The organism is Flavobacterium cupriresistens (assembly GCF_020911925.1).
GTDB lineage: Bacteria > Bacteroidota > Bacteroidia > Flavobacteriales > Flavobacteriaceae > Flavobacterium > Flavobacterium cupriresistens.
Map to the genome: position 1 here is coordinate 4250679 of NZ_CP087134.1, position 23207 is coordinate 4273885.

The following is a 23207-nucleotide window of genomic DNA, read 5'->3' on the forward strand; positions in this document are numbered from 1 at the left end:
AATACTCTGGAATTATAAGCGTTCTTTAGTTTGTATTAATCCGAAGTAGAGTATTTTGAACCTGGCAATTTTATTGTCAGGTTTTTTTGTATCTACTTTTTAAATTTGACTTCTTTGAAGAAAATGCAAAACCCTTGTACTCCATTGTATCCTTTTGCAAAATCATACGGTTATAGTTAACTTTACAAAGAAATCTACCCCCATGTGATGCTAACAAACAAAAACAAACATATTCCGCTTCTCGGTTTAGAAGAGTTTAGAAAAGACCGACTCCATTCTAAAGAGCCGCTTTTGTTTAATGAACTGCATGGCGAAAGACATATTCATAAACCACATCAACACGATTTTTTTATCATCATTCTTTTTGATCAGGCAAAAGGCAATCATACTATTGATTTTAAAGAGTATAAAATTAGCAACCGACAAATTCACCTTTTATTCCCCGGACAGGTACATACCTGGAATATCGAACCGGAAACAACAGGCTATCAATTGATGATTGATCGTCATTTTTTTGAACGTTTTTCTGCCAGTTTCCGATTTTCATTCGTTGAGTATCACAATCATCCTGTTATTGAACTGGAACCGGATTCCTTTAAACTGCTTCATTATGAATTTGATGCGATTAAAAATGAATTGGCAGCTGAAGACTCCCTCTCAGAATTAATCAGTTCCCGTACGGCCGTCATTGCTTCTATTATAAGTAAATCTGCCGCTAAAATTTTTACCGATCTGAACAACTATGAGGCTGAGCCACGCATCGTAAAATTTCAACAGTTGATTGATGTCTCTTTTAAAGAAGAAAAACTAGTGTCCTTTTACGCGGCAAAACTTCACATATCGGCTAATTATCTCAATATCCTTTGCAAAAAATATTTAAAGATTTCAGCAACACAACTCATACAGCAAAGAACAGTACTGGAAGCCAAACGTCTTCTTAAAACCACCACCGTGTCTGTTAAGGAAATTGCCTTTGAACTGGGATTTATTGACCATGCTTATTTTTCCAATTTCTTTAAAACCCAAACCGGAACAACACCTACTGATTTTCGGGATTTGTTATAAATTTTACAAGCCTTGGAATAAATCCTTCACATTCGGATTCTTTAGGGCGGTTATATTTGTAGAAACTATAACTACTATGAAAAATTCCGGAATATCCCGCAAAGACTTTTTAAGAAACTCCGCATTAAGTGTTGCCGGACTGGCCATTGGCTCCGGATTTCTAAATTCGGCAGCGGCCTCTTCCCTGAAAACCAATTCTGATATAAAAATAGCAGCAGGTAAATCGTACACCCTAAAAAATGTCAGATTAGAAACAGGTTTTGAATATAAAGAAGAAGAAATTGTACACACCAAAACGGCACTCTTCTGCGTAGAAATCAGTGATGGCAAAATCAAGTCTATTTCGCCAAATAAACCCAACTCAGAGGCCATAGATGCCAAAGGTTTTTTAATGCTTCCGGCTTTTCGTGATATGCACATTCACTTGGATAAAACTTTATACGGCGATTCCTGGGAAGCAGTAAAAAAGAGAAATGGTGGTGTAAAAGGCATGATAACATTAGAGCAGCAAATTATGCCTGATTTGCTAAAAAATTCAACCTATAAAGCTGAAAAACTAATCGAACTGTTACAATCACACGGAACCTCATTTGCCCGCAGCCATGTGAACATTGAGCCCACTTCTAAGTTACAATCCTTAAAAAATCTACAGATTGCTTTAGAGAATAAAAAAAATGGTTTTGGAGCAGAATTGGTAGCTTTTCCGCAACATGGCGTTTTTTATACCGATACTGTTCCCTATCTAAAAGAAGCTGCAAAAATGGATATTGATTTTATTGGAGGAGTCGATCCCTATACGATTGACGGTGCGATCGAAAAAACAATGGATTTCACCGTACAACTGGCTCTCGACCATAACAAAGGAATTGATATCCATTTGCATGAATCTGGCGAATCGGGACTAAAAACCGTTGAATATCTAATAGACAAAGTCAACGAAAATACCAGTCTGAAAGGAAAAACTTTCGTAAGTCATTGTTTTATTCTTGGAAAACTGGACAAACCTAAACAGGAAGAAATGGCACAAAAACTGGCCGCAGCTCAAATAGGCATTGTTTCTACTGTTCCTTTCGGTAATCTTGTGATGCCTATTCCAACTTTACTGAAACATGGCGTAAAAGTAATGACCGGAAACGACAGTATTATCGATCATTGGAATACTTTTGGAACCGGAAGTGTGTTGCAAAAAGCCAATCTTGCAGCTCAATTGTACGGACAAGTTACAGAATTCGGCTTATCCAGAATGCTAAAACTCGCTACCGCAGGTCCATTACCATTAGATGATAAAGGAATTCAACAATGGCCAAAAGCCGGTGATACTGCAGATGTAGTACTGATAGAAGCCAGCTGCTCTGCTGAGGCTGTATCCCGAATGTCTCCGGTGCGCACTCTTATTCACAATGGAAATATTGTCTATTAAATATGCCTTTTTTGAATAGCCCTTTAATTATGGCTTTAGCCCTACCTCATTAAGTTCAAAGATTATCAAAAAAAGTCTCACGCAGATTTAAGCAGAATGAAATAATAAAAATCTGCCAAATCTGCGTGAAAAAATCTCTTAACTTAATAACATTAGGTTTTAGCCAAAACTTTACCTTAAGATTTTTGGCTAAAGCCTATTACTCTGGCTACAAACGACCGTTGGTTAAAACCAACGGCAATTCAAATTCTTAGTGATTCTTTACAGCACGAACCAACACATACACACCTGATTATAAAACAACAATACCTCTATAACGTGCAAAGTCAAGGGAATTTAAAGAAATTACAAGTCTACTTAAATAAAAATAACCCGTAGTACATTTGGGCAATTTTATTGTTTAAAAAAAACATCAAATACCTATTTTTTTAATTACCGTTGGTTTTAACCAACGGATTTAAAAAGCCCTTGATTATGGCTTTAGCCCAACCTTATTAAGTTCAAAGATTATCAAAAAAAGTCTCACGCAGATTTAAGCAGAATGAAATAAAAAAAATCCGCCAAATCTGCCAAATCTGCGTGAAAAAATCTCTTAATTTAATGACATTAGGTTTTAGCCAAAACTTTACCTTAAGATTTTTGGCTAAAGCCTAGTGCTCTGGCAACAAACGTCCGTTGGTTAAAACCAACGGCAATTCAAATTCCTATTTATTATTTACACAACGAGCTAAAAAAAGGATATCCCTGATTATTAAAGCGCAACCTCACTACAACATTCAGAATCAAGAGGTTTAAAGAAATTATAAGTCTATTGAGGTAAAAACAACCTGCAGTACATTTGGTTAATTTTATTATTAAAAAAAATACCAAATACCTATTTTTTTAATTGCCGTTGGTTTTAACCAACGGATTTAAAAAGCCCTTGATGATGGCTTTAGCCCAACCTCATTAAGTTCAAAGATTGTCAAAAAAAGTCTCATCTAGATTTAAGCAGAATGAAATAAAAAAAATCCGCAAAATCTGCCAAATCTGCGCGAAAAAATCTCTTAACTTAATAAAATTGGATTTTAGCCAAAAACTTTGCCTTAAGATTTTTGGCTAAAGCCTATTACTCTGGCCACAAACGTCCGTTGGTTAAAACCAACGGCAATTCAAACTCCTATTTATTATTTACACAACGAGCTAAAAAATGGATATCCCTAATTATTAAAGCACAACCTCACTACAACATTCAGAATCAAGAGGTTTAAAGAAATTACAAGTCTACTTAAATAAAAATAACCCGTAGTACATTTGGGTAATTCTGTTGTTTAAAAAAAACATCAAATGCATATTTTTTAATTGCCGTTGGTTTTAACCAACGGATTTAAAAGCCCTTGATTATGGCTTTAGCCCAACCTTATTAAGTTCAAAGATTGTCAAAAAAAGTCTCATCTAGATTTAAGCAGAATGAAATAAAAATAACACGTAGTACATTTGGGCAATTTTATTCTTTAAAAAAACACCAAATACCTATTTTTTTAATTGCCGTTGGTTTTAACCAACGGATTTAAAAAGCCCTCGATGATGGCTTTAGCCCAACCTTATTAAGTTCAAAGATTGTCAAAAAAAGTCTCACCCAGATTTAAACACAATGAAATAAAAAAAATCCGTAGAATCCGCAAAATCCGCGTGCAAAAAAACTACTCGCAATTCTCTCAGCTAAAACATATTACTTTAAAAAAACAACTTATTTCACAGGAAGATTTTTCTCAAATGCAGAACCGAACGAAATAAAAGAATCCGTTCCCCCTACTCCTTCGATTTGATGAATCTGTTCGTATAAAATTTTGCGAAGCTCTTCATTATTCGCAGCAACAATTTTTATAAACAAAGCATATTTTCCCGAAACCCAGTGGCATTCTACTACTTCAGGGATTTTCTCCAATTGTTCAGAAATCGAATAAGCAAAACGCGCTTCTTTGGTCGCAATTCCTGTGTAGGTTATCGTTTCAAAACCAATTCCCTTAGCATCTAACTTAACAGAAAACCCTTTTATTATTCCAGATTCCTGCATTTTTCGAACGCGTAAATGCACTAATGAATTAGAAATATTTAAATCTTTTGCTATTTCAGAAAAAGGGATTCTACCATTTTCATCCAGCTTTCGTAAAATTTCCTGATCTAAATAGTCAGTGTTTTCGTTGTGTTTTATGATTGACATAGCTACAAATGATTTACTTGATTCTATTATTTTGACAACTTTAAGATTAAAACTGTTTTTATAAGTGTCAAATCTACAAAAAAAAACAGCTAATCCATTTATTTATAAATAATCGTACAGTAATAATAATAACATAACAGTTATATATATAGATTTGTGTAATAATAACATTTAAAATTTTTTACAGATGGACAAGACGCAATTACTGTCAAAATTATGGGAACAATACGCTGAAATTACCCCATCAGCAAAAAAAATTCATGACTTATTAGAACAAAAAGGAGAAGAGATAAAAAACGATCATATTGCGATCCGCACATTCAATGATAATAGAATAAATATTACCGTATTAGAAAGGCTTTTTGTAAACCTTGGCTACGAAGCTAAAGGAGAATACCATTTTGAATCTAAAAAATTGTTCGCTAAACATTACGAACATGCTACGGATCAAAATGCACCAAGAATTTTCATTTCTGAATTGGAATTGGAGAAATGTTCTCCTGAATTACAGGCAACGGTAAAAAACATTTTGGACAGTTGTGACCAAAAGCTATTTGACCATCCGGAATTAGTATTGAGCGGAACCGTTTGGAACGCCAATTCACACGCCACTTACCAATTCCTATTGGCCGAATCTGAATATGCGGCTTGGATGTATGTTTACGGATTCCGCGCGAACCATTTTACAATAAATACTAACGCCTTGAAAGGCTTTGCTACTTTACAAGATCTAAATGCTTTCTTAGAAGATAACGGATGGAAATTAAATGCCTCAGGAGGAAAAATTAAAGGTACACCGGAGCAATTATTAGAACAATCCAGCACCTTGGCAGATTTACACATCGTTAATTTTGAGGAAGGCGCTTTAGAAATCCCTTCTTGTTATTACGAATTTGCGCTTCGTTATCCAATGGCCAACGGTGAACTGTACCAAGGATTTATTGCTTCTTCTGCCGACAAGATATTTGAAAGTACAGACGTACAATTACAACACAATAAATAGTAATACGCTTTAAAAGAAGATTTAATTCCAATTCTTTTTCTTTTAAAGTATAAAAGCACATACAAAACATGACATCAATAACATCGCAATTTGGAATGAATGAGGCTCTGGTAAAACTGGGCATCAAAACGATAAATGAAGGAACATCGACAGGTTTGCAAAACTTTTCATCAGGAGGCATTTTAGAAAGTTATTCTCCGGTAGACGGAAAATTAATTGCTTCGGTAAAAATGTCAACACCTGAGGATTATGAAAGAGTACTGCAAGCTGCAACAGAAGCTTTCAAAACATTTCGATTAATTCCGGCTCCACAACGTGGCGAGATTGTGCGTCAGTTTGGAGAAAAATTGCGTGAGAATAAAGAGGCTCTTGGTAAATTGGTTTCTTATGAGATGGGTAAGTCACTTCAAGAAGGTTATGGCGAAGTACAGGAAATGATCGACATCTGTGATTTTGCAGTGGGATTATCTCGTCAGCTTCACGGATTGACGATGCACTCTGAAAGACCGGGACACCGCATGTACGAACAATACCATTCGTTAGGAGTTGTGGGAATTATTTCAGCATTTAACTTTCCGGTTGCCGTTTGGGCATGGAACACCGCTCTGGCTTGGATCTCCGGTGATGTTTGCGTTTGGAAACCTTCTGAGAAAACGCCTATCTGCGGTATCGCTTGTCAAAACATCATGGCTCAGGTTATTAAAGAAAATAATTTACCGGAAGGAATTTCCTGTTTGATCAACGGTGATTATAAAATTGGAGAATTACTAACTGCTGATACCCGTATTCCTCTAATTTCTGCTACAGGTTCTACTCGAATGGGAAAAATCGTAGCGCCGACCGTTGCGGGACGTTTAGGCAAATCACTACTGGAATTAGGAGGAAACAATGCAATTATTGTAACTCCTGATGCTGATATCAAAATGACCGTTATAGGTGCCGTTTTTGGCGCAGTTGGTACAGCGGGACAACGTTGTACATCAACCAGAAGATTGATCATTCACGAAAGTATTTACGATAAAGTAAAAGATGCGTTAGTTGCTGCCTACAAACAACTACGAATTGGAAATCCGCTTAACGAAAACAATCATGTTGGTCCACTAATCGACACACATGCTGTTGAAATGTACACTCAGGCTTTGCAAAAAGTAGTAGCTGAAGGCGGAAACATTCTTATAGAAGGCGGTGTACTTTCAGGAGAAGGTTACGAAAGCGGTTGTTATGTAAAACCTGCTATTGCCGAAGCTCAAAATTCCTTTGAAATTGTACAACACGAAACCTTTGCGCCGGTTTTATATCTGGTAAAATATTCCGGAGAAGTAGAAAACGCCATAGACCTTCAAAACGGAGTAGCTCAAGGATTGTCCTCAGCCATTATGACTAATAACTTGCGTGAGGCCGAAAGATTTTTATCTGTAACAGGTTCTGACTGCGGTATTGCTAATGTAAATATCGGAACATCAGGAGCTGAAATCGGAGGTGCTTTTGGCGGAGAAAAAGAAACCGGTGGCGGTCGCGAATCAGGATCTGATGCCTGGAAAATTTATATGAGACGCCAAACCAATACCATCAACTATACGACCAGCCTTCCACTGGCCCAGGGAATTAAATTCGACCTATAAATCATCAAAAAAAACAATTAACCAAAACCACTATCAAATGAAAAAACCAATTTTATTAAGTAAGGAAATAAGCTATATTGTCTTATTTCTATGCTTGTGGCTGCCAGCTATCGGTTTTGCACAAGCAAATCAGGCGCAAAAAAGCGTTTCAGGAAAAATAACTGACAATAAAGGTTTTACCCTTCCGGGAGTGAATATAACCTTAGATGCGACCAATGTGAGCGCAAATAGTGATGAAAACGGAAAATTTACATTACTTATTCCATCCGATATCAAAAACCCAACTTTAACCTTTACTTATATTGGGTTTACCAGTCAGTCAATAGCAGTCAATAACAGCAAAGAACTAAATGTTGTACTGCTGGAAGAAAACAATAAACTGGACGAAGTAGTCGTAATCGGATACGGTTCAATCAAAAAAGGAAACGTTACCGGAGCTATTTCTTCTGTAAAAAAAGAAAGTATCGAAACCAGAGCTACCAATAATGCTGCTGAGGCTTTACAAGGTTTAGTAGCAGGGGTAAATGTTCAAAAAAGTGGCGGAACCGCCGGAGCGACTGTAAAAGTTAAAATTCGTGGAATCAATACTTTCGGAAGCACCGAACCTTTATACATTATTGACGGTTTTCAGGGAGATATTGCCTCTGTAAATCCAACGAATATTGAATCAATGGAAGTTCTAAAAGATGGAGCTGCAGCTGCTATTTATGGATCTGTTGCTGCCAATGGTGTCATTATCGTGACTACCAAAGCAGGTCAAAAAGAAGGAATTAAAGTTGATTTTACTTCTTTTGTGAAAGGCACATCAACCGCAAAAACATTAGATTTATTAGATGCACAAGGCTATCAGACCGTTCACAGAAGAATGTACGATGAATACAATAAATATGCTAATACTCCTGTAACTTTACCGGCCTATATTACCAAACCGGGACAATACAATACAGACTGGCAAGATCAGGTTTTCCGTTCCGGGTTAGCGCAGAATTATGGTATAGGTGTTCAAGGACGCCAGGGTGTGGTTAAATTTGCACTTTATGGGAACTATTCAACAGAAAAAGGAATTGTAATTGACAATAATTTTGGACAACGTAATGCAAGTGCCAGAGTGAGTTTTAAAAAATCAATTTTTGATGTTGATACAAAATTATCTTACCTTACTACTAATAATGAGCAACCTAACTTTCAATTAAAAGAAGTTTACGCGATCTCGCCATTAGTACCCGTATTAGATCCAAATGAAACTTATGGTTACGGTTTAACCAACAAAGACGGTTTGCCTTTTAATACCAACCCGGTAGCAGATGAGCATTTTAGAAGCGGAGCTGTAAAATCACAGGATTTAACGGCTAATATCTCGATAACAGCCAATCTGGCTCCTTGGTTAAAATTTAAAACGGCTTACTCTTATCATGAAATAAACACCCAGCTTGAGGCACACAATCCGCCTTTTATTGCCAACACACAAGCACCGGAAAAATATACCGTACACAGAGAAAGAAGAGCTTTTTGGGATGAGCAGATATTTGAAAATACATTGACTGTGGCCAAAACATTCGGAGCTCATTCTATTGATTTTCTTTTGGGAGCAACCATCAACCCGTCTTCTTCTAACTGGAATGACATTACGGTAGAAGGAAAAACAATAGACCACACGGTAGAAAATGGACAACTTGTTTCTGTTGAACGCCCTTCAGGATTCTTAGACCCGGGATTCGAAACCATCGGAGCCGGAAAAGGCGGAACGTATTCTGCTGACGGATCTAAATACCAATACAACAGACTTTCTTATTACAGCCGTCTGAACTACTCTTACAAAGATTGTTATTTAGCACAGGCTACTTTGCGTTATGATGGTTCTTCAAAATTTGGAAAAGACAGCCGTTGGGGAGCCTTCCCATCTGTTGCTTTGGGTTGGAAAATTGATAAAGAAAGTTTCTTTCCGGAAGATTTCTTTGTTTCTAAATTAAAATTGCGTGCCAGCTGGGGACAATTGGGTAATGAAGCTGCATTAGGTTACTACGCATCAAGCTCTTTAATTACTTCGGGAAATTATTTAAACTCGGGTTATGTACAAGGAACCGGAGGTAACCCATGGCCGGGAAGTATCGCTACAACATTAGAAAACAGAAAATTAAAATGGGAGACTACCGACTCCAAAAACATCGGTATTGATTATACCCTTAAAAACGGAAAAATTAGCGGTTCGATCAATTTCTATCGCAACGTTACCAACGATTTGTTGATTACAAAAAGATTAGCGCCATCAGCAGGTATCGATGATCCAATTCTAAACGTAGGTAAAGTAAGCAACAGCGGATTTGAATTCGAAATAAATTATAGTGAACAAAGTAATGCCTTCAAATACAATGTAGGTTTCAATTTTTCAACGCTACACAACAATGTTGAATCTCTTGCCAATGCCGATCAGGCGATTTATGGAGAAGGTCTAAAATTTAATGACGAGCACTTCCCTACTCAGGCACGTGTGGGTACTCCGATCAGCGCCTTTTACTTGTACCGCACTAATGGAATTTTTCAATCTCAGGACGAGGTAAACAGCTATACCAATAATGGTACTTTAATTCAACCCAATGCCAAACCGGGAGATATTAGGTTCAAAGATTTAAACAATGACGGTATAATTAATGAAAAAGACAAAGAATATACCGGTACAGGTTTACCAAAAGTAGAGGCTAACTTAACTTTGGGAGCCAGTTATAAAGGCTTTGATTTTAGTACTTTAATTGGAAGTGGCTGGGGTAATAAATTGTACAACGGAAACCGTTATTTTTACGAATCTATGAGTTCAGGAACTAATATGCTGGCTTCTACTCTTAACTCCTGGACACCTGAAAACCGCAGCAATACACCACGTGCCGTACTTGGAGATCCTAATGGAAACAGCAGAGAGTCAGATCGTTTTCTGGAGAGTGGAAATTTCGTTCGCATGCGTCAGTTACAAATCGGATATTCTTTACCGCAAGAATTGTTAGAGACAGCCAAAATAGATAAATTAAGATTCTACATCAGTGCTGAAAATTTATTTACCATCACCAAGTATTCCGGTACAGATCCTGAATTCTCCAGACGTGAGCTATTGGATACCGGAGTAGACCGTTTTGTGTATCCGTTTACGAGATCATTTATTTTGGGTGTACAGTACGTATTTTAAGAAATTTATAAAGAAACAATCATGAAAAAGATATTTAATTTTTTTACTGTTCTAAGTTTAGTAGCAGTAACGGCATGTAGTAATGATTTCCTCGAACAACAATCACCGGATCAACTCGACTCTTCTACCTTCTGGAGAAATAAAGCTGACGCCGAAGCAGGTCTTTCTGCCACCTATGCCTTTCTGGAAGCCTCCATTGACGAATATTCCTTCTCTGAAATAAAATGGCCCGTAGAAGCCTATCGAGAAGACATCTGCAAATTAGGAAGTGATGCTCTTAATTATCAAAGCTGGGTAGAATTGGCTGATTTTACTTATACTAACGGAAACACTCAGTTTACCAGTTATTGGAAATACAATTACCGCGGGATCAGTAATGCCAATCAGGTTATTACCAAAGTAGGTGAAATGTCCTCCTCCTCTATTAGCGATGCCGACAGAAATCAGGTCATTGCAGAAGCTCGTTTTTTGAGAGCTTATTACCATTTAAAATTAATTTTGAACTGGGAGAAAATCAAAATCAGAAACAAGTACATCACGGATCAAGCTCAAATTAGCATTCCACTTTCTGAGCGTGCAGAAGCATGGGATTTTATTATCGGCGAATTAAAAGCAGTTGCCACTGTACTTCCTGCGGCTCAACCGGCAGAAAAAGCAGGTCGTGCAACCAGCGGAGCAGCTAACAGTTATCTTGGTTTTGCTTATTTAACGAGAGCCTACGAAGAAACAGCACAGAAACAAACTTATCTTACGGAGTCCCTTGCTGCTTTTAACAAAGTTCAGGGATACGAACTTGTAAAAGATTATGTAAGTCTTTTTAACGGAACTAATAAAAACTCTAAAGAATCTATTTTTGAACTTCAATTTACAGAGAACACTTCAAATGGTGCTTTCTATCGTACAGCCTTACACTTCTGGATGGCGGCCAGCGAACTGGGTGGTTGGGATGAAATCCTGCCAACAACTATGTTGATGAACGAATTTAAAAAAGAAGGCAAAATAGCGACTACAGGAAATTATGATACTCGTCTTTACAGCAATATTTTCTTTAAAGATCCTTATTTTAATGATGCGGCTAATCCAAGAATTTTTGGAGCTACTTACGATCAAAAATTCGGTACTTTAGACAAGCCTGTTTTCCGTAAATACCTGCCTCCTACTCAGGAACAAATGGATACCGAGTTTTTAGGACTTAATGTTCCTTTAATGCGTTATTCGAATGTTCTTTTGATGAAAGCAGAAGCCCTAAACGAGTTACAACGTCCGGCCGAAGCAATTCCTTTTATCAACGCGGTTCGTGAGCGTGCAGACATGCCCAATATGACAGGTACTACCTACGATGCTGTAAAAACTCAAATCGAACATGAAAGAATTATTGAGTTTCCTTTAGAAAACTTCCGCTTTTACGATTTACGTCGTTGGGGGAAAACCAAAGCGGCTCTTGATGCCGTTGGCCGCACCAATTTTGATGCTGCAAAAAATAACTTTTATCCGGTTCCTTTAACGGAAATACAAAATAATTAGACTTATTTTTACCCTGAAAGCAGTACAAAACTCTTTCAGGGTAATTATTTCAAAACATCAAATAAATTAAATATCATGTCCAAAAAAGAAGCATTTTCTATTTTTTTGTTCTTTTTAATGATGCAGAGTACTTTTGCTCAAAATAAATACACCAACTTAGAAGCCAGTAAAAACAGTCTGGATTACCAAGGAGACCCTAAAAATGCAACCGATCGAAAATCACTCGCTTTTTCTGATAAAGGAGCCTGGTTCGGATTCGGCTTTTTGGAGCCTGCCGTAGCTCAGGGTGGGTTCTCAGGCCCTTTTTTAATGACAGAACAAAACGGAGTCTGGTTAAGTGCTTCTTTTATTTCTTTACATCTTATCGATGAAAAACAACAAGAACTTATCGATTGGAAAACAGCTTTAGTACAACAAAATAGTTATAACAGTCATTTAGAACAACAATTTCAAAACGATCAACTGGAGGTAATCCAACAACTGGTATTTTCATCCGGTCAATCTGCCATTCAAAAAACAACAATCAAAAATCGATCATCAAAAACGATAACGCTTACTCCTGCTTATTATTCTAAAATATATCTAGATAATCTACAGTTTTCAGCGGAAGAGAATGCGATCAAAATCGTTTCTTCAAAAAGCAATGCTATTGGACATATTCAATTCCTTAGCGCAAAAAGTACCATCGAAATCACAAAAGAAGGTTTCGCTGCCAAAACTGCTGAACTTACTTTAAAACCAAATGAAACTAAAGAAATTGTAGTTTCTCAGACCTATATTTTCCCACAATACGATTGGAAAAAAGAAAAGGAAGATCTCTCAAAAATAAAATTTAATACGCTTTTAGAAAATACAAAACGAGAGAAAGAGAAGCAACTGTCTCAGTTAATTTCAAAAAAGAAATCAATATATAAAGGAACCGATTATTCTGTTTTCCTAGCCAAACTGGTTCTTACTTTACAAAACAACAGCCGAATTGCGGCCGAAGGCTTAAAACACGAAGGAATATTTCCGAGTTATCATTACGAATGGTTTCATGGTTTCTGGGCATGGGACAGTTGGAAACATGCGGCAGCGGCAGCACATTTTGCACCGGAATTAGCCAAAAACCAAATGCGTGCTTTATTTGATTATCAGTCGCCAAATGGTTTTATTCCGGATTGTATTTACAGAGATACTTCCATTGAACCTAACAATTACAGAAATACAAAATCTCCTCTTGCCGCTTGGGCAGTTTGGGAAATTTACAAACAAACTAAAGATGTCGATTTCATAAAAGAATTTTATCCAAAGTTGAAAAAATACCATGCGTGGTGGTACAAAGATCGCGATCATGATCAGGATGGTCTTTGCGAATTTGGTTCAACAGACGGTACTTTAATTGCCGGAAAATGGGAAAGTGGTATGGATAACGCTGTTCGCTTTGACAATAGTAAGATATTAAAAAACAGTGAAAATGCGTATTCAATGGATCAGGAAAGCGTTGATCTAAATTCTTTTTTATATGCCGAAAAAAACTATCTGGCTATGATGGCTAACGTTTTAAAATTGGCTGACGAAGAGAAAAATTGGAAGACAGAAAGTCAGCAATTAAAAAATCAGATTCAGACCCAATTTTGGGACGCCAGTTCAGGTTGGTTTTACGACACTACAATTGATGGCAAGAATTTTATAAAAGATATGGGTTGCGAAGGTTATTTACCACTTTGGGTAGAAGCTGCAACCAGCGAGCAGGCAAAAGCTGTAAAAAACAACTTGTTAGATCCCTCGTCTTTCAATACGTTTGTTCCACTGCCAACTTTAGCCGCAAATCAATCAAAATTCAAACCCGACAATGGGTATTGGAGAGGTCCAATCTGGCTCGATCAAAGTTATTTCGGAATTGATGGTTTACGAAAATACGGATATGTAAACGAAGCCAATCAGCTTTCAAACAAACTTATTCACAATGCAGAAGGTGCTTTTGAGAAAGGAAAATCGATTCGCGAAAATTACCATCCTATTACCGGAAAAGGTTTAGAATCGGAAAATTTTAGCTGGTCAGCGGCACATTATTTACTATTACTTTTAAATGATTAGGGGTTGAATAACACATAGAATGGGACGCGGATTATGCGGGTGTGCTGGCGCACAAACGCGGATAAAAACGGATTTTTTTTTATTTAAAATGGGTTTGTTTCTTTTGCTTAAATTCATTTACATTTAAACAAAGACTCGATAGCACTCAGTAGCTTGTAGGTCAAGAAAGAAATAGAGGTACAACAAACAAAAAAATCCGTTTTTATCCGCGTCTTCACGATAGTGAATCCGCACAATCCGCGTCCAAACCTAATCAACAGTATAAAAATTGAGAAACCAATTAAGAAATGAAGCATGTGCAGAAGCAATAATAAATAGTTAAACCATATAAGTAATGTAAGTTCATTTAAAACAAAGCTTATATTTTCTTAAATAACTTATATAGTTTAAAATTTTGCGTCCTCATGATAATTCAACACTATAAAAATTGATAAAACCAATTACGAAATGAAGCATTACAATTCGAGATTAACCAAGTTTATAGCATCAATAGTACTGCTGTCGGGTGGCTTTTCTACTTCCTTATTTGCACAGGAAAAGAAAACTCCACAAACAGCAAAAGCAGATCCAAAGCGTTTTTTCACCAAATCTGATCTAATGCAGATTGGTGTTTATTATTATCCCGAACAATGGCCGAGGGAACAATGGGAACGCGACTTAAAAAACATTAAAAAATTAGGTTTTGAATTCACCCATTTCGCCGAATTTGCCTGGACTTATATGGAACCTGAACAAGGAAAATATAATTTTAAATGGCTTGATGATGCTTTGGCAATAGCCGAAAAAGAAGGTTTAAAAGTAATTCTTTGTACCCCGACACCAACGCCTCCGGCATGGATGGGCGACAAATATCCTGAAATCTATCTGACCGACGCAAATGGCCGTCGCAGAGAACATGGCAACAGAGCTAATGTATCTGTAACGAATGAAAAGTACCGCGAATTTACCGATCAGATTGTTGCTGAATTGGGAAAACGATATGGAAAAAACAAAAACATTATGGGTTGGCAAATCGATAATGAGCCTTTGGCCACAGCCGATTTTAGTCCTTCTGCCCGCAAAGCTTTTCAAATTTGGTTAAAAGCTAAATATGAAACCATCGAAAAATTAAATACCGAATGGGTCGGTAGTTTTTGGAGCACGCGTTATTCCAATTTCGAACAAATAATTTTACCTAATGCCGAGATCTATTTTGAAGACAAATTAAGTCCGCACGCAGTTTTGGATTTCAAACGATTTACCTCAGACGCACAAGCCGAGTATCTGAACAGACAAGCCGAAATACTTAGAAAATACATTGATGCGAAACAATGGATCACTACCAATTTTACGAATGTAATTTATGATGCCAACCCAAGAAGTGCCGACAAAATGGATTTCATTACCTACACCATGTATCCCGTAAGCGGTCAAAATCCGTTGGGTGGTCAGAGTTTTAGAATGGGTTCTCCAAGCAAAATTTCAGAAGCAAACGATTATTACCGCTCCATAACTGGTGTAACCGGTGTTATGGAAATGCAACCAGGACAGGTAAACTGGGCGGGTATTAATCCGCAGTTATTACCGGGAACCGTGCACATGTGGCTTTCTCAAGCTTTTGGCGGTAATTGTTCTTTTACTTGCACTTATCGATACAGACATCCGCTGGGGAGCAGTGAAATGTACCATGATGGTATTGTGGGAACAGATGGCGTTACACTTTCACAAGGTGGTAAAGAATTTGTTGAATCAATACAAGACATGAAATTGTTGCGTAAAGCGTATGATCCTAAAGCCGTATTGCCTCAAAATCTGGTAAAAAGAAAGACCGGTTTCTTATGGAGTCATGATAACCTTTGGGATTTAGAAAACCAAAAACAAACAAAATTCTGGAACACCTGGAAACATAGAAATACCTATACGGCTGCTATAAAATCTACGGGAGCTCCAATGGATTTTATTACCGAAACGGACAACTTTGCTGATTATCCGTTTATCGTCGCTCCGGCTTATCAGCTTGTTGATCAAAAATTAGTTGCCAAATGGCAGAAATATGTTGAAAATGGAGGTCACCTAATCTTATCTTGTCGTACCGGACAAAAAGACAAAAACGGACATTTTTTTGAAGCCAATTGGAGCGCACCAATCGTACCGCTAATAGGTGCTGACGTGGATTTCTTCGATATGTTGGTTTCGGATGTGAATGGAGTTGTAAAAGCAGGAAACACTACTTTTCAATGGAATACTTGGGCCGACGTGCTTACACCCAAACAAGGAACGGAAGTTCTGGCGACTTATGAAGATCAATTTTATAAAGGAAAAGCGGCAGCAGTAACTCGAAAATTAGGCAAAGGAACGATCACCTACGTTGGTGTTGAAAGCAATGACGGGAACTTAGAAAGAGAAATTGTTCGTACGATCTACACTCGTGCCAATGTTGCAATTGAAAATTTATCAAAAGGTGTTTTTATCGAATGGAGAGATGGTTTTTATGTGGGTGTAAATTATACTAATGAGCCTGTTAATTTACCTATTCCGCAAGGTAGTAAAATACTGGTTGGACAAAACCCGTTATTACCTGCACAAGCGGTAATCTGGAAATAAACTATTACTTTCAACATGTTTTGATTATCCTGATCTTTTGCCACGAATTTCACTAATTGGCACGAATTATTTTCTTGCCACAGATTACACTGATTCCCGCAGATTAAATCTTTTTAATTCTTTTAATCTGTGGTAAAAAAAGTAGGCAGAAGTTTGTAATTTGGTTTTGACAGAATAAAAATAGCACGCAGATTTTGCAGATCTTGGAGATTTCCGCAAAAGAAATGATAAAAAAATCTGCTAAATCTGCTAAATCTGCTAAATCTGCTAAATCTGCTAAATCTGCTAAATCTGCTAAATCTGCTAAATCTGCTAAATCTGCGTGAAAAAAAAATAGGCAAAAGTGTGTAATTTGAGCTTGACAGACTAAAACTTATGCAAATGAATAATGCCACAGATTACACTGATTCTCACAGATTAAATCTTTTTAATCCTTTTAATCTGTGGCAAAAAAAGTAGGTACAAGTTTATAATTTAGTTTTAACAGAATAAAAATAGCACGCAGATTTTGCAGATCTTGGAGATTTCCGCAAAAGAAACGATAAAAAAATCTGCTAAATCTGCGTGAAAAAAAAAGTAGGAAAAAGTGTGTAAGTTGACTTTATATACTAAAGATTATACAAATGAATAATTACACTAATTTCCACGAATTAAATCTTTTTAATCCTTTTAATCTGTGGCAAAAAAACAAACGAAAGTGTGTACTTTTAACTACTAACAAGACCACTAAAAGAAATATAAAAAATAAATACTAAAATAATGACTTTTTCAGAAGCAGCTATTCAAACCTTAGTAAAGGAACATTACGCATTAAACGTTAGTGTCAAATCATTAAATGGATATGATGAATTAAACTTTCTTCTGTCTAATGATCAAAATGAAAAATACATTCTAAAAATATCCAACGAAAGTCATTCCTTTCCCTTTTTGGAAGCTCAGGTCAAAATTATCAGACATTTGTCCCAAAGCAATATGGCCGATTTGTTTCAACATTTTTGCCTTAATAAAGAAGGAGAAGAATTAACCAAAATTGAAAAAGATTCTAAAATCTATTACCTGAGAATTCTAAATTTTCTGGAGGGGACTTTTTGGGTCGAAAAAGAGCATAAGCCTAATTCGTTATTTCATAATCTAGGTTGCTTTTTAGGGAATATGGATAAAGCACTTCAGGATTTTTCACACCCGGCAATGCATCGCAGTTATACCTGGGATATTAGTCGTGCCAGTGAAGCAAACGATGGTCTTAAGTATATTTTAAATCACGAGAGAAGGCGTATTGCGTCTTACTTCCTGTTGCAGTTTGATACTGAAATTGTTCCCAAAATACATCAGTTGCGTCATGCTTATATTCACAATGATGCCAATGATTATAATGTACTTGTTCAGGAGGATAAGATAAGTGGTTTGATAGATTTCGGAGATATGGTTTTTACCGCCTTAATCAACAATCTCGCGATTGCCTGTACGTATGCCATGCTGGATCAGGAAGATCCATTGGCTTGTGCGGCTTTAATTGTAGCAGGATACCATAAAGCCTACCCTCTTACCGAACAGGAAACAGATCTTCTGTATTATTTAATAGCCGGAAGACTTTGCATCAGCGTTACACAATCGGCTTACAATGCTTCTTTGGACAGTGACAACGAACATCATTTTATTACCGAAAGACCGGCTTGGGATTTATTGTATCAGCTTATCAAAATTAACCCGATCAAAGCGCAGGATGCTTTTAGAAGAGCTTGTGGTTTTGAAGGTGTTATTAAAGAAAACGATTATAGCGATCTCTTAAAAGTCCGTCAGGAAAAGATTGGTCGTAATTTAAGCATTGGTTACAAAGACAAACTAAAAATTGTAAAAGGCGCTTTGCAATATCTGTATGACGATCAAGGACGCACTTTTGTGGATTGTGTAAATAACCCTTCACACGTAGGACATTGCCATCCGGTAGTCGTTCGAAGAATGCAGAAACAAATTGCATCGTTAAATACCAATACCCGCTATTTAAATGATACTATTATTGAATACGCTGAAAAACTTACGGCAACCTTACCTCCTGCTTTAAGTGTTTGTTATTTTGTGAATTCCGGCAGTGAAGCCAATGACCTTGCCATCCGAATGAGCCGTCATTATACCAAACAAAAAGATGTAATTGTTTTAGATCATGCGTATCACGGCACTTCGACTGTGGCTATGGAAATGAGTCCGTACAAATTTGACAGTAAAGGTGGTTTTGGTAAAATGCCCTGGATACATAAAGCCATTAATCCCGATTTATATCGTGGTCCTTACCGATACGGGGATGCAAATGCAGGCGAAAAATATGCTGCCGATGTGCAACGCATTATCGAAGATTTAAAAACAGAAGGAAAAGCTCCGGCAGTATTTATCTGCGAAACTCTTTTAGGCGTTGGCGGACAGATTCCGCTTCCTGAGAATTATTTAAAAACAACCTACCAATATGTCAGAGCTGCAGGAGGCGTTTGTATTGCCGATGAAGTCCAAGTTGGTTTTGGAAGAATTGGGGAACATTTTTGGGGTTTTGAACTGCAAGATGTTGTTCCGGATATTGTTGTCTTAGGAAAACCAATAGGAAATGGCCATCCGCTAGCCGCAGTAATTGTTACTAATGAAATTGCTGATGCCTTCAATAACGGTTTGGAGTACTTCAACACCTTTGGTGGTAATCCGGTTTCTATGACAGCAGGTTTGGCAGTTTTAGATGTAATTCAGGAAGAAGAAATGCAGCAACATGCACTGGAAGTCGGAAATCATCTAATGGATGGTTTAAGAAATTTAATGGCCAAACACCCGATTATTAGTGATGTTAGAGGTCATGGTTTGTTTATTGGTGCAGAGATGGTCAAAGACCCAATTACCATGGAACCTGCAGTAGCTGAAATTGATCGTGTCGTGGAAAAAATGAAAGAGAAAGGATATCTACTGAGTACAGACGGGCCTTTGCATAATGTTTTAAAAATAAAACCTCCTATGCCTTTTAATAAACAAAATGCAGATGAAATGGTTGCTTTCTTAGATCTGGCATTGAGTGAATTATAAGGAATCAAGGAACTAATTAGCTAAAAGTTTGGCACACGGATTAAACGGATTCGCTATGCGAAGACACGGATTTATGCGGGTTTTTCTTTTTCTGTGTGGGATGGTTGTTTTGTGAAGATTTGAATAAGAATTCCGCGGAGATTCGCGGAGACCACACAGAGATTCACAAAGAATAATAAAACTTTGTGTGTCTCTGTGTAACCTTTGTGAAGCTTTGTGAAACCTTCTTAAGTGCTAAGGATTGACCTGAAAAAAGGCTTTTGCCCAAAAAGTATTAAAATGAATAATAGTAATAATAATCCGCTTTCGGAACCAATTCCCCATCTTGAAAATTTAGAAAAACAACTGGAGGGTCAATTATTCTATGACCACACCATGCGTTTGTTATATGCTACAGATGCAAGTGCTTATAAAGAAATGCCGTTGGCTGTTGCGATTCCTAAAACAAAGGAAGACATTCAAAAAATCATTACTTTTGCACGTGAAAATAAGAGCAGTGTGATTCCGCGTGCGGCTGGGACTTCGCTTGCAGGTCAGGTAGTGGGTAATGGAATTATTGTAGACATCTCACAAGAATTCACCCAAATTATCTCGGTGGATGAAAGCAATAAAACCGCATGGGTTGAACCGGGTGTAATTCGTGATGAACTTAATCTGCATCTGAAACCCTATCAACTCTTTTTTGGCCCTGAAACGTCTACCAGCAATCGTTGTATGATTGGCGGTATGGTAGGAAACAATGCCTGTGGTGCCAGATCGGTAGTCTACGGTTCAACAAGAGAACATCTTTTAGAAATAAAGGGTTTCTTGGCTGATGGAAATGAAGTCACTTTCAAAGCATTAACCAACACCGAATTTGAAAATAAATGCAACGGCATTGACACGGTAAGTCCTTTAGAGCAATCGATTTACGTTCAAATTAAAGAAGTAGTATCGTCTGAAACCAACAGGCTTTTATTCGATAAAAATTTTCCTAAAAAATCAATTCCAAGGAGGAATACGGGTTACGCTTTGGATTTACTAGCCGATAGTATGCCGTTTGTTGTTACTGATGAGAAATTTAATTTTTGTAAATTAATTGCAGGATCAGAAGGAACTTTATTCTTTGCTACTGCTATAAAACTAAACTTAGTTCCTGCGCTGAAACCTTTTGCTGCTTTGGTTTGCATTCATTTTGAAAGTCTTAACGATTCTTTGAAAGCTAATCTGGAAGCCCTGAAATTCAATCCTGATAGTGTTGAACTTATTGATCATTATATACTGGAATGTACCAAAGAGAATTTAGAACAAAGTAAGAATCGTTTTTTTGTAGAAGGAGACCCTCAAGCCATTCTTGTGGTTGAATTTTTAAGAGATACACCAGAAGAAATAGATACGATAGCCAAAGAAATGGAGCTTTTAATGCGTTCTAAAAACTTAGGGTATCATTTTCCGATTGTTTATGGCGAAGAGACCAACAAAGTATGGAATTTACGAAAAGCCGGACTTGGATTATTGTCTAATATCCCCGGAGACGCAAAAGCAGTCGCGGTTATTGAAGATACGGCTGTTGATGTAAATGATTTGCCAGCCTTCATCGAAGATTTTAATGCAATACTGAAACAACGCAATTTAAGTTGTGTTCATTACGCACATGCGGCAACGGGTGAATTACACCTGCGTCCTATTATCAATTTAAAAACCAAAGAAGGTGCCGTCCTTTTTAGAACTATAGCCACAGACATTGCGCATTTGGTAAAAGAATATAAAGGATCACTTAGCGGTGAACATGGCGACGGAAGGCTTCGTGGTGAGTTTATCCCATTGATGCTCGGAGAAGAAATTTATCAACTGTTTATCCAACTTAAAAATACTTGGGATCCCTGGAATGTTTTTAATCCGGGGAAAATTGTGAATACGCCTCCAATGGACACCAATTTAAGATATACTCCGGGACAGGATACTCCAATGCCGGAAACTTACTTTGATTTCTCTGAACACAACGGCATCCTTCGTGCTGCCGAAATGTGTAATGGTTCGGGAGATTGCAGAAAAACCGAGAAAAGTGGTGGTACGATGTGTCCAAGTTATATGGCTACGCGAAACGAAAAACACACCACCCGCGCAAGAGCAAACATGCTCAGAGAAACCATCACTACCTCAACAAAAGAAAACAAATTTGACGCTGAAGGACTTCTTGAAGTACTCGATTTGTGTTTGAGTTGTAAAGGTTGTAAATCCGAATGTCCTTCTAATGTTGATATGGCCAAGTTAAAAGCGGAAACCTTACAGCAAAACTATGATGCAAATGGAGTCAAATTTCGTTCCAGTCTGATTGGAAATACACCAAAAATAAATGCTGTTTTTGCTACAGTTCCGTGGGTTTATAATTTATCTACTAAAGGTTTTTTAGGTAACCTTATCAAAAAATCGACCGGATTTGCTGTTGAAAGACAACTACCGCAAATGCATAAAATTACTTTTGCAAAATGGATAAAAACACACGTTCAAAAAGGGACTTTTATCCACGGTCAGGTCTATTTATACAACGATGAATTTTTAAACTATTATGATGTCGAAATAGGTCAAACGGCAGTTCAATTATTAAATCGTTTAGGGTATGAAGTAATAGTTCCTGAAATTGGCATAAGTGGAAGAACCTATTTGTCAAAAGGCATGTTAAAAGAAGCCCGTGAAATTGCAGAAAAAAACATACTGGCTTTCGAAAAACATATGCCCAAGGATGCTATTCTAATTGGAATAGAGCCTTCTGCTATCTTATCGTTTCGTGATGAATATCCTGATTTATGCCGTGGCATATTGAAGGAAAAAGCTAAAACATTTGCGGGCAGAACATTACTTATTGAAGAATTTTTGGCCCGTGAATTAGACGAAGGACGTATATCGTCTGCTAGTTTTACAAATAAAGAAGAACGCGTACGCATGCACGGTCATTGTTTTCAAAAAGCATTGTCTTCTTTAGTTCCTTTGAAAAAAATTCTAATGCTTCCGAAAAACTATACCGTTCTAAATATTCCAAGTGGTTGTTGTGGTATGGCGGGGTCATTTGGTTATGAAAAAGAACATTATGACATTTCCATGAAAATTGGAGAATTAGTTTTGTTTCCCTCGATTCGCTCTGAAAAGGAAGCTACTTTAATCTCAGCATCAGGAACAAGTTGCAGGCATCAAATAAAAGACGGTACCAACCGAAATGCACAGCATCCCGTGAGTATATTGTATAATGCTTTAAAATAACTAAATTCTTTACGATTTAAAAACAACAAAAGGGACTGCCTCAGAACTAATGAGGCAAACCCTTTCTTTATTTTCTCTTGCAACCATTGCGTACATAAGGGTTAAAAATAAAAAAACACCCTCCTTTTTATTTGCGCACATCCTTAAAACATTTTTACAGAAGTAAATCGGTTTTTACGAAAATAGGTTCTTCCTGCTTCAATTTACTACATTTGATTAAAAGGCACAGACTAATGCTT

At 37.1% G+C, this 23207-nt stretch carries 11 protein-coding genes; 10 read left to right on the plus strand and 1 reads right to left on the minus strand.

What is annotated here, in order from left to right; all coding sequences use genetic code 11:
- Positions 1-207: 207 nt before the first annotated feature.
- Together LNP23_RS17555 and LNP23_RS17560 are read left to right on the plus strand one after the other, a co-directional pair.
- Positions 208-1065 carry an AraC family transcriptional regulator gene (locus LNP23_RS17555; protein WP_230002195.1) on the plus strand — a complete coding sequence of 286 codons (858 nt, stop codon included), beginning with the start codon at positions 208-210 and terminating at the stop codon, positions 1063-1065.
- 76 nt (positions 1066-1141) lie between these two features.
- Positions 1142-2485: an amidohydrolase gene (locus LNP23_RS17560; RefSeq protein ID WP_230002196.1), complete on the plus strand. Its 1344-nt coding sequence runs from the start codon at positions 1142-1144 to the stop codon at positions 2483-2485.
- 1729 nt (positions 2486-4214) lie between these two features.
- Here the strand turns inward: LNP23_RS17560 and LNP23_RS17565 are convergent.
- The gene (locus LNP23_RS17565) at positions 4215-4688 is read right to left on the minus strand and encodes an Lrp/AsnC family transcriptional regulator (RefSeq protein ID WP_047778841.1); all 474 of its coding nucleotides are present in this window, start codon (positions 4686-4688) and stop codon (positions 4215-4217) included.
- A 187-nt stretch (positions 4689-4875) separates the two neighbouring features.
- Here LNP23_RS17565 and LNP23_RS17570 point away from each other — a divergent pair, with 187 nt between their 5' ends.
- From LNP23_RS17570 to LNP23_RS17605, 8 genes are all read left to right on the plus strand, one after another.
- Positions 4876-5691, plus strand: a complete 816-nt coding sequence (locus LNP23_RS17570) for a DUF1338 domain-containing protein (protein ID WP_230002197.1) — start codon at positions 4876-4878, stop codon at positions 5689-5691.
- Positions 5692-5759: 68 nt separating this feature from the next.
- A complete protein-coding gene (amaB, locus tag LNP23_RS17575; protein WP_230002198.1) occupies positions 5760-7313 on the plus strand; it encodes an L-piperidine-6-carboxylate dehydrogenase in 1554 nt (517 codons plus the stop codon).
- A 37-nt stretch (positions 7314-7350) separates the two neighbouring features.
- Positions 7351-10488, plus strand: a complete 3138-nt coding sequence (locus tag LNP23_RS17580; RefSeq protein WP_230002199.1) for a SusC/RagA family TonB-linked outer membrane protein — start codon at positions 7351-7353, stop codon at positions 10486-10488.
- Positions 10489-10509: 21 nt separating this feature from the next.
- A complete protein-coding gene (locus tag LNP23_RS17585) occupies positions 10510-12012 on the plus strand; it encodes a RagB/SusD family nutrient uptake outer membrane protein (RefSeq protein ID WP_230002200.1) in 1503 nt (500 codons plus the stop codon).
- Positions 12013-12087: 75 nt separating this feature from the next.
- Complete coding sequence (locus LNP23_RS17590; protein ID WP_230002201.1) at positions 12088-14091, plus strand: MGH1-like glycoside hydrolase domain-containing protein; 2004 nt, start codon at positions 12088-12090, stop codon at positions 14089-14091.
- Positions 14092-14538: 447 nt separating this feature from the next.
- A complete protein-coding gene (locus LNP23_RS17595; RefSeq protein WP_230002202.1) occupies positions 14539-16674 on the plus strand; it encodes a beta-galactosidase in 2136 nt (711 codons plus the stop codon).
- 759 nt (positions 16675-17433) lie between these two features.
- On the plus strand, positions 17434-19731 hold the full coding sequence (locus LNP23_RS17600) for an aminotransferase class III-fold pyridoxal phosphate-dependent enzyme (protein WP_230002203.1): 2298 nt from the start codon (positions 17434-17436) through the stop codon (positions 19729-19731).
- 279 nt (positions 19732-20010) lie between these two features.
- The gene (locus tag LNP23_RS17605; protein ID WP_230002204.1) at positions 20011-22968 is read left to right on the plus strand and encodes an FAD-binding and (Fe-S)-binding domain-containing protein; all 2958 of its coding nucleotides are present in this window, start codon (positions 20011-20013) and stop codon (positions 22966-22968) included.
- Positions 22969-23207: the final 239 nt, after the last annotated feature.

What these genes read in the sequence shown, in the direction of transcription:
- LNP23_RS17580 (WP_230002199.1), top strand. Translation starts at nt 7,351, where the DNA reads ATGAAAAAACCAATTTTATTAAGTAAGGAAATAAGCTATATTGTCTTA.
- LNP23_RS17590 (WP_230002201.1), top strand. Translation starts at nt 12,088, where the DNA reads ATGTCCAAAAAAGAAGCATTTTCTATTTTTTTGTTCTTTTTAATGATG.
- LNP23_RS17560 (WP_230002196.1), top strand. Translation starts at nt 1,142, where the DNA reads ATGAAAAATTCCGGAATATCCCGCAAAGACTTTTTAAGAAACTCCGCA.
- LNP23_RS17585 (WP_230002200.1), top strand. Translation starts at nt 10,510, where the DNA reads ATGAAAAAGATATTTAATTTTTTTACTGTTCTAAGTTTAGTAGCAGTA.
- amaB (WP_230002198.1), top strand. Translation starts at nt 5,760, where the DNA reads ATGACATCAATAACATCGCAATTTGGAATGAATGAGGCTCTGGTAAAA.
- LNP23_RS17595 (WP_230002202.1), top strand. Translation starts at nt 14,539, where the DNA reads ATGAAGCATTACAATTCGAGATTAACCAAGTTTATAGCATCAATAGTA.
- LNP23_RS17600 (WP_230002203.1), top strand. Translation starts at nt 17,434, where the DNA reads ATGACTTTTTCAGAAGCAGCTATTCAAACCTTAGTAAAGGAACATTAC.
- LNP23_RS17565 (WP_047778841.1), bottom strand. Translation starts at nt 4,688, where the DNA reads ATGTCAATCATAAAACACAACGAAAACACTGACTATTTAGATCAGGAA.
- LNP23_RS17555 (WP_230002195.1), top strand. Translation starts at nt 208, where the DNA reads ATGCTAACAAACAAAAACAAACATATTCCGCTTCTCGGTTTAGAAGAG.
- LNP23_RS17570 (WP_230002197.1), top strand. Translation starts at nt 4,876, where the DNA reads ATGGACAAGACGCAATTACTGTCAAAATTATGGGAACAATACGCTGAA.
- LNP23_RS17605 (WP_230002204.1), top strand. Translation starts at nt 20,011, where the DNA reads ATGAATAATAGTAATAATAATCCGCTTTCGGAACCAATTCCCCATCTT.